Genomic DNA, 1,146 nt, shown 5'->3' on the forward strand with positions numbered 1-1,146 from the left:
TGTATTTGTCCGCGCGGCCTTTTGCTTTCTCTACAGGGTATTTCCGGCCATTGATGGCGAGCTTCTCCAAGACCACTTCCGCCGGGTCGAACGTGAATTCATTGGCCAAGTTCAAAGCGTAAATGAGAACATCCCCCAATTCCTCCTTGACCCGCCGGCAAGCCTGTGCGTCCGATTTCATGGCCTGCACCTCTTCCGGGCTCTTCCACTGGAAAATTTCCAATAATTCAGCTGCTTCCAGCGCAAGGGAGATTGCCAGGTCTTTGGGATTATGGTACTGAGCCCAATCACGCTCATCCCGGAAAGAAATCACCGCTCTCAAGAGTGCCTGCAAGTCCATAGGCCCTCGATCACCTCCCATCATCACTGCCTGCCCCGATCGGTTTGCTGCTGTGTTTTTCAGTTTTTATTCCAGCCGTTTGGCGCACCTGACCCCTCCGGAGAGGACAAGGAAGATCCGGGCTTTCACCCTTCTCTCACTCGGACAGGAACCGGCTCGGCGCCCCGAAACCGGTCACGAGCACCTCCTTCTTGGCCCGGGTCGACGCCATATAGAGGAGGGCGCGTTTCATCCGTCGTGCGGTGGTTGATCCTGAGCTTTCTGCTTCGGCCGCGGATGTCGATGCCGCACTGCCCGAGAACCACCTTTGCCTCGCTGCGACGGTCTTGCCCGTGCCGGCTCCCCCGAGGACCCGCACCGGCCCGTTCCAGCCCCAGGAGCCGCTCCAGGATGCCGTTGAAGTGGTGGGTCGCGACGGGGAAGGTCGTCGGCAGGAAGTCCTCGACGCCCTGCCTGAGCTGCTGCGAAATGACGGAAGGGATCATGATGGGGGGCTGCTCCCTCGCTCGCTGAAATATATCTGCGGAGGCTGACGGATGAAATGGTCAACCGAGTCCGCCGGTCCTTCACAGACCGTTAAAAACCGTTCTTTTAACTCCTCCAAAAAGGCAGCGTGATCGGCGGCAATCCCGCCCGCTGCAGCATGTTCTGCGCCAGTTCCCGGAAGTAAGGCCAGGTGTTCACCGGAAGATTCACCTTCGTGAAGATATTCAGGAACGCCTCCATGAGAGGTTCGTCTGAATCGAGCACCACTGAGAACGCCGCCGAAAGGGTGACAGCAGCTTCTCTCTTGTTTGACCGGGTGG

General features: G+C 58.3%; 2 protein-coding genes and 1 pseudogene. All 3 read right to left on the reverse strand.

All coding sequences use genetic code 11. The features are described 5' to 3' along the window. Positions 1–340: nucleotide pyrophosphohydrolase (locus tag H567_RS0121315; RefSeq protein WP_028322929.1), on the reverse strand; the 340-nt coding region annotated here is incomplete at its 3' end. 125 nt (positions 341–465) lie between these two features. Beyond that, on the reverse strand, positions 466–825 hold the full coding sequence (locus H567_RS30355) for a hypothetical protein (RefSeq protein WP_028322930.1): 360 nt from the start codon (positions 823–825) through the stop codon (positions 466–468). 106 nt (positions 826–931) lie between these two features. After that, positions 932–1,146: pseudogene (locus H567_RS29110) on the reverse strand (hypothetical protein); the annotation flags it as partial.

The organism is Desulfatiglans anilini DSM 4660 (assembly GCF_000422285.1).
Taxonomy (GTDB): domain Bacteria; phylum Desulfobacterota; class DSM-4660; order Desulfatiglandales; family Desulfatiglandaceae; genus Desulfatiglans; species Desulfatiglans anilini.

What these genes read in the sequence shown, in the direction of transcription:
- H567_RS30355 (WP_028322930.1), bottom strand. Translation starts at nt 825, where the DNA reads ATGATCCCTTCCGTCATTTCGCAGCAGCTCAGGCAGGGCGTCGAGGAC.